General features: G+C 69.4%; 7 protein-coding genes and 2 pseudogenes. 8 read left to right on the forward strand and 1 reads right to left on the reverse strand.

Going from position 1 to position 6,531, the window contains the following annotated elements; translation table 11 throughout:
* From POF73_RS45360 to POF73_RS45395, 8 genes and pseudogenes are all read left to right on the forward strand, one after another.
* Positions 1-361 (forward strand): annotated as a pseudogene (locus tag POF73_RS45360) (ATP-binding protein); the annotation flags it as partial.
* Between the two features lie 204 nt (positions 362-565).
* Positions 566-1,033, forward strand: a complete 468-nt coding sequence (locus tag POF73_RS45365; RefSeq protein WP_272125396.1) for a hypothetical protein — start codon at positions 566-568, stop codon at positions 1,031-1,033.
* Positions 1,034-1,050: 17 nt separating this feature from the next.
* Entirely contained in the window at positions 1,051-1,572 is a 522-nt protein-coding gene (locus POF73_RS45370) for a hypothetical protein (protein ID WP_272125397.1), read from the forward strand.
* Between the two features lie 90 nt (positions 1,573-1,662).
* Positions 1,663-2,568, forward strand: a complete 906-nt coding sequence (locus POF73_RS45375) for a bifunctional DNA primase/polymerase (protein WP_272125398.1) — start codon at positions 1,663-1,665, stop codon at positions 2,566-2,568.
* The gene (locus tag POF73_RS45380) at positions 2,565-2,909 is read left to right on the forward strand and encodes a hypothetical protein (RefSeq protein WP_272125399.1); all 345 of its coding nucleotides are present in this window, start codon (positions 2,565-2,567) and stop codon (positions 2,907-2,909) included. The genes POF73_RS45375 and POF73_RS45380 overlap by 4 nt, the downstream gene beginning before the upstream one ends.
* Positions 2,906-4,468, forward strand: a complete 1,563-nt coding sequence (locus tag POF73_RS45385; protein ID WP_272125400.1) for a YfjI family protein — start codon at positions 2,906-2,908, stop codon at positions 4,466-4,468. Before POF73_RS45380 ends, POF73_RS45385 begins: the two co-directional genes overlap by 4 nt.
* A gap of 320 nt (positions 4,469-4,788) precedes the next feature.
* Entirely contained in the window at positions 4,789-5,028 is a 240-nt protein-coding gene (locus POF73_RS45390) for a helix-turn-helix domain-containing protein (protein ID WP_272125401.1), read from the forward strand.
* Between the two features lie 80 nt (positions 5,029-5,108).
* Positions 5,109-6,377, forward strand: a complete 1,269-nt coding sequence (locus POF73_RS45395) for a tyrosine-type recombinase/integrase (RefSeq protein ID WP_272125402.1) — start codon at positions 5,109-5,111, stop codon at positions 6,375-6,377.
* Positions 6,378-6,452: 75 nt separating this feature from the next.
* Here POF73_RS45395 and POF73_RS45400 read toward each other — a convergent pair.
* Positions 6,453-6,531 (reverse strand): annotated as a pseudogene (locus tag POF73_RS45400) (glutamine synthetase); the annotation flags it as partial.

Below are 6,531 nucleotides of genomic sequence, written 5' to 3' on the forward strand. Positions count from 1 at the left end.
CCGCACTCACTTCATCGACGACGACCCCGCCCAGGCCATCGCCGACCGCGCCAAGGCCCTCCGCGACGGGGTCACCACGCTGACCGTGATCGAGCGCGGTGAGGAGCGTGACCCGCTCGCCGACATCGCCGCGGCCATCGGCGACGCGCCCCGGCTGCCCACCACCGACGTCCTCAAGCGGCTCGCGATGCTCGATCAGGACGCCTACGGCGACTGGACCAACGGCGACCTCAAGCGCGTGCTGGAGGCCGAAGGCGAGGAGCCGAAGAAGTCCCACGGCCGCATGGTCGTCCACCGCGATCACGTCCTGCGCGCCCTCGCCAACCGCGACGACGACGGTTCCGCTTCCGCCTCCGCGTAGCGGGGAGGCGGACCCGCCCGCGCCGGGGAGGCGGGGAGAACTCCCCAACCACCTCCCCACCCCACCTCCCCCGCGCTGATCAGCGGAAACATCATCTTGGGGAGGCGGGGAGGCGCCCTGGTCAGCACCCCTGAAACCCCCTCCACAGCGCCCCTAGCAGGGGGTGTGTCCGCCTCCCCGAGCCATGACCGGAAGGGATTCCGCATGTACCCCGAACCTGCCCGCCACCCACCCGCTCACAGCGCCGTGGAAGTCCACCAGCCCACCCCCATCACACCCGCCGCCGTCGTCCATCCGGCACCGATGGTTCCCATCCAGCCGGGCACCGTCCCGGCGGTGGCGAGCGTGGTCCTGCCGGACGGCCGTGTCGTCACTGGCTACGCCATCGAACCCGCCAAGCCCGAACCCATCCAGGCCAAGCCGCCCGTCTCCCGCGCGGCGGTGAACATCGCCCTCGGAGGCATCGGCTTCGGCGCGGTGTGCGGCGGACTGTTCCTGCTGACCGCGTTCGTCACCGCCCTGACCGCGCTCATCACCCAGCTCATCACCCTCGCCGCCGTGATCTTCGGCGGATACGCCGCAGTGCAGATCTTCAAGCCCGCCGGCACGAAGAGCGGGATCACGTTCCACATCCGCAAGGCCGTCTTCAAGCGCAACCACTTCAACGGCTGACGGGAGAGCAACCACCCATGTTCGAGATCCGCGTCATCTGCGACCCCACCGACACCGATCACGTCGTCGCCGCCCTGGACCGCACCTTCACCGTCGGCACCGTGACCGTCTGGCCCACTCGCGACCGCAAGCAGCACCGCCTGTACGCCCGAGCCGAACACCGCAGCGAGCCGGAATCGTGGCCCACACCGGAAGACGCCTACGCACTCGCCCCCAGCATCATCAGCGAAATCGGCTGGACCACCCGCACCGTGGCCGGCGCCGACTGCTTCACCGAGTTGGAGCGGGAGTTCTACCTACGCAAGGCCGCACTGCTGGACCGCATCGCACTGCTGGACGAGCCCGACGAACCCTGCGGCGACGCGGAAGAGAACGCGCTGGCTGCCGCTACATACCTGCTCGACATCGACCAGGCCCACCCCGACTTCACCGTCCCGGACCACGCCGCAATGCACCCGCGCGGCTACGTCCGACAGCAGTACGCCGCATGGCACCAGCACGAGCAGCGAAGCGACCACGTCACCCCTGACTGCCGCTAGCTACGCCAAGGGCGGCCCCCGTCTCACGCCAATGAATCCGGGGCCGCCCTTGTCCAGCCAGTCACCTTCAAGGAACTGGAGACATCCAGCATGACCCATGACCCCCGATCCGCGATGCTCCGCGCCGCACTCGATGCCGCCGAACGCGGCTGGTACGTCTTCCCCCTCCGCCCCGGCGACAAGCGCCCCGCCCTGCACGGCGAAGCCACCTGCCCGCACACCGGCGAGTGCGCTGGCGGACACATGAAGTGGGAGCAGCGCGCCACCCGGGACCCCGAGCGCATCCGCACCACCTGGTGGCACACCCCCTACAACATCGGTATCGCCACCGGCCCCTCCAACCTGCTCGTGGTCGACCTGGACATGCCCAAGCACAAGGACAGTCGGGACGCGCCTTGCGGCGCGGCGACCTTCAAAGCGCTCTGCGAGCGCGCCGGACACGCCGTCCCCACCACCTACCAGGTGCGGACCGCGAGCGGCGGAGAGCACCTGTACTTCACCGCCCCCGAGGGCCTCCGACTGACCAACACCGCAGGAACCATCGGCCAGTTGGTCGACACTCGCGCATGGGGTGGCTACGTCGTCGCCGCCGGCAGCCTCACCCCCGCCGGAACCTACGAAGCTGTGTGCGGCTCTGTGGCGGCCCCTCTGCCCCCGTGGCTGCAAGCCATCCTGCAACCCGTCCCCAAGGCGTCTCAGGCCCCCTCAGGTCCCGTAACGGCACAATGCCGTCGATACGCGGATGTAGCGCTCACGAACGAGACGTGGAACGTAGTCACGGCCCAAGTCGGCCAGCGGGAGGGGGCGTTGTTCCGGGCCGCGCGCGCCCTGGGACGCCTTGTCGCGTGGGGCGACCTCCCCCGGCACGTGGTTGAACAGGCTCTTCAGGAGGCAGGCGAGACGGCCGGACTGCCCGCTGCCCAGTGCCGCGCCACCCTCCGTAGCGCCCTCAACTGGTCCATCGCCCACAACCAGACCCGGCGGGACACCGCATGAACACCCCACCCCGCCCCCCTCTGAAGAGCCTCACCCACACCCCGAGCAACCCGCACACCGCCGCACCGGCCGCACCACGCACGACCGTGGGCGAGCCGAAAGGCGCCGCCCGCAAGGGCGTCCGGTCTGCTGTTGGTTCTGACCCGCGGACGGTCACCGTCACCGGCATCACCCCGGGGCTTCAGATCCAGTGCGAGGGCGTCACCGTCGCGGACTGGATCTGTGTCTGCGGGCATCACGACCGTGCCCGGGGCCGCGCGGCTGTCATCAGGCTGACCGCCCGCGTGAGCGTCGGCGTCTGCCCGCACACCGCCACCGCTGAAGGGAGGGCGGCCTCATGACCCCCAACCCTGTGGGCGGACCCGACCTGTGGGCCGGACTGCCCGCCCTGGAAGAACCGCCCGGCGAGGACGACGCGGCACCGGAGGTGTGGGAGGACCCCATTCCCCTCACCGGCCGCCGGGAACGTCCCTCGTTCCCCGCCCACGTGCTCCCGGCCTGGCTGGGGGAGTTCGTGACGGCCGTCGCCCAGGAGACGCAGACCCCCGTGGACCTAGGGGGTTCGGTCGCGCTGGCCGTGCTCGCCACGGCGGCCGGCGGCCGGTCCGTGGTCCACGTACGTGGGAACTGGCGTGAGCCGACCAACGTCTACACGGTGGTCGCGCTGCCGCCCGCCAACCGCAAGTCCGCCGTTTTCGCGCTGCTGACCAACCCCCTGTACGAGGCGGAGAAGCAGCTCAAGACCGCTATGCAGCCGGTGATCGTGGAAGCGGAGCTGACGGCACGGTTGGCCAAGGAAGCAGCCGACAAGGCCGCCGCCAAGGCCGCGTCCGCCGACGGCGACAAGCGCGAGGACATGGTGGCCACCGCCGTCGGTCTCGCGCAGACCGCCGACACGCTCACCGTGCCGGCCGAACCGGTCCTGCTGGCGGACGACTCCACCCCCGAGACGGTCACCTCGCTCATGGCCGAGCAGGGCGGCCGGCTGTCGGTGATGAGCGCGGAGGGCGGCATCTTCGACATCATCGCCGGGCGGTACTCCGGGGCCCCGAACATGGAGGTCTTCCTGAAGGGGCATGCCGGGGACCGGCTGAGGGTGAACCGGCAGACCCGCCGCGAGTACATCGACGCCCCCGCCCTGACCATCGGCCTCGCCGTGCAGCCGGACGTGCTGCGGGACATCGGGAAGGTGAAGGGGTTCGAGGGACGCGGACTGCTGGCCCGCTTCCTGTACTCCCTGCCGGTGTCCACGGTCGGCGAACGCGAGATCATCACCGACCCGGTTCCTGAGCAGACGGCCGCCACCTACACCGCGAAGGTCATCGACCTGACGCTGTCCCTGGCGGAGTGGACCGACCCGGCCGTCATCCAGCTCACCCCGGAAGCGGACACGGCGCTGATCGCCTATCAGAAGCGCATCGAACCGCAGCTCAAGGCACGCGGCGGCACACTGGGCCACATCTCCAACTGGGCCGGAAAGCTCGCCGGGGCAACCGCCCGCATGGCCGCGCTGCTGCACCTCGCCGAACACGGCGGCAACGGCTACGCCCACCCCGTCACCGAGGCCACCATGCGCGCGGCGATCGAGCTGGGGGAGTACTACACCGCCCACGCCCTCGCCGTGTTCGACGTCATGGGCGCCGACCCGGTCCTGTCCCGCGCCCGCAGCGTGCTGGAAGTGCTGAAGGACAACGGGTGGGAGGACGTCAGCCGACGGGACGTCTTCAGCATCGTGTCCCGCAGCGAGTTCCCCAGCGTCGCCGACCTCGAACCGGCCCTCGCGCTGCTGGAAGACCACGGATACCTGCGCTCCTACCAACCCAAGAAGACCGGCAAGCGCGGACGCCCCCCGGCACCCCACCTACAGGCCCATCCCAGCCTGCGCCACGGCGGCCGGTGACCCCCGTCCGCACACCCCTTCCCGCACAAACCGCAAAATCCGCAGAAACCCCGGACACCCCCGCTGACCTGCGACGAACCCCAACGCCGAGCCCGGGTCGGGGCCCGTCGCACAATCCCGCGATATTCCGCAAAAAACCTGAGCCACCCCCGCCCACGGGGACCAGCCAACCGCCGCCCCTGATTTTTGCGGAATATCGCGGGTTTCTGCGGAGCACCACCCACCACCGCCCGCGCACCACAACACCGCAGGTCAGCGCCCCTCCCCGGTCTTTCTGCGGATATTGCGGTTTGTGCGGCGCCCACTCTGCTTGGAGCCCCATGGCAACGCCGACAGACCACGACCCCCGCGCCACCCTCCGCGGCGGCCTCCCGGACCGGTACCTCACCCCCGACGACATCGCCGAGATGTTCGAGGTCCCCGTCGAAACCGTCTACCAGTGGCGCAAGAAGCGCACCGGCCCACCCGGCTTCCGCATCGGCAAGCACCTCCGCTACGACCCCGCCGACGTGCACGTCTACGTCACCCAGCGCAAGGACGCCGACCGAAACGCCGCGTAGCTAAACACCCGCCAGAGACAGCAGGGAGAGCCGTTGCCGACGGCTCTCCCTGCTGCATGTCGAGAGAGGACCGCCGCCGCATGGCTGGCCACATCCAAGACCGCTGGTACAAGACCGAAACCGACGCCAACGGCAAGCCCCGCCGTGTACGAACCGAGCGCCACGGGATGGGCCTGCGCTACCGAGCCCGCTACATCGGCCCGGATGGGACCGAGAAGAGCAAGTCGTTCCCCGACGGACAGAAGCGACTGGCCGACCAGTGGCTTGCCCACATCGAGGCGGACATGTCTCGGGGGCAGTACGTGGACCCCGCCGCCAGCAAGGTGACGTTCCGGCAGTACGCCGAGAAGTGGCTGAGCACGCAGACCACAGACATGACCACGCGAGAGTCCGTGGAGTCCGCGATTCGCGGCCACGCGATCCCCTACCTGGGACCGCGACCCCTCGGGTCGTTCAAGCCAGAGCACATCCGGGATTGGCTGAGCGAATTGGAGAAGGCCGTCGCCGCGTCGTCGTACCGGCGCGTGATCTACAACAACGTATCGACGGTTCTCAATGCGGCGGTCGACGATGGTCACCTGTCGAAGAACCCGTGCCACGCGCAATCAGTGCGTCCGCCTGCTGCCGGGACTGGCCGCGTTGTGCCGTGGAGCGCAGAGCGCGTCTTCGCCGTACGGGCAGCCCTGCCGGAACGCTTCCGCCCGACGGTCGACCTCGGAGGCGGATGCGGACTCCGACAAGGAGAGATCTTCGGGCTTCCCGTCGATGAAATCGGCTTCGACTCCGGATGGCTGCACATCGCGAACCAGGTGAAGGTGACGAAGGAAGGTCTCATATTCGCCCCACCCAAGCGGAACAAGGTCCGCGACGTCCCCTTGCCGGACCGCGTGGCGCACGTCCTCAAACAGCACATGGAGGCATTCCCCCCGGTAGAGATCACCCTGCCCTGGCTCCGGGTGGACGGTCCGCCCGTCACGAAGCGGCTGCTGTTCACCCGTCTCGATGGCGCGGGTGCGGTTCGGCGTACCGACTTCAACGACCGAGCGTGGAAGCCCGCTCTCGTCGCGGCCGGGGTGATCCCCCAGCCCAAGCCGGGCGAGCGTTACCAGGCCGCCCGCGAACACGGCATGCACGCGCTCAGGCACTTCTACGCCTCCGTCCTGCTGGACGCCGGCGAGAACGTCAAAGCCCTGAGTCACTACCTCGGACACAACGATCCGGGGTTCACGCTCCGGGTCTACACGCACCTCATGCCGAGTAGCGACGCACGGGCCCGGAAGGCCGTGGACGGCCTGTACGAGGGCACCGATCCGGCGTCTGACGGCCCAGAGACGGCCCAGAGCGAGTGAGACGCGATGGGGCCGACGGTCCGCGACCGTCGGCCCCATTCGCCGAATCAGCGGGAAACCCGCTCTGACCTGTGCTTACAGCACCGGCAGATTCTTCCGCAGCTCGAACGCGGTGACCTCGGACCGGTACTCGTGCCACTCGTGCCGCTTGTTG

It is taken from the genome of Streptomyces sp. HD (assembly GCF_028369295.1).
Taxonomy (GTDB): domain Bacteria; phylum Actinomycetota; class Actinomycetes; order Streptomycetales; family Streptomycetaceae; genus Streptomyces.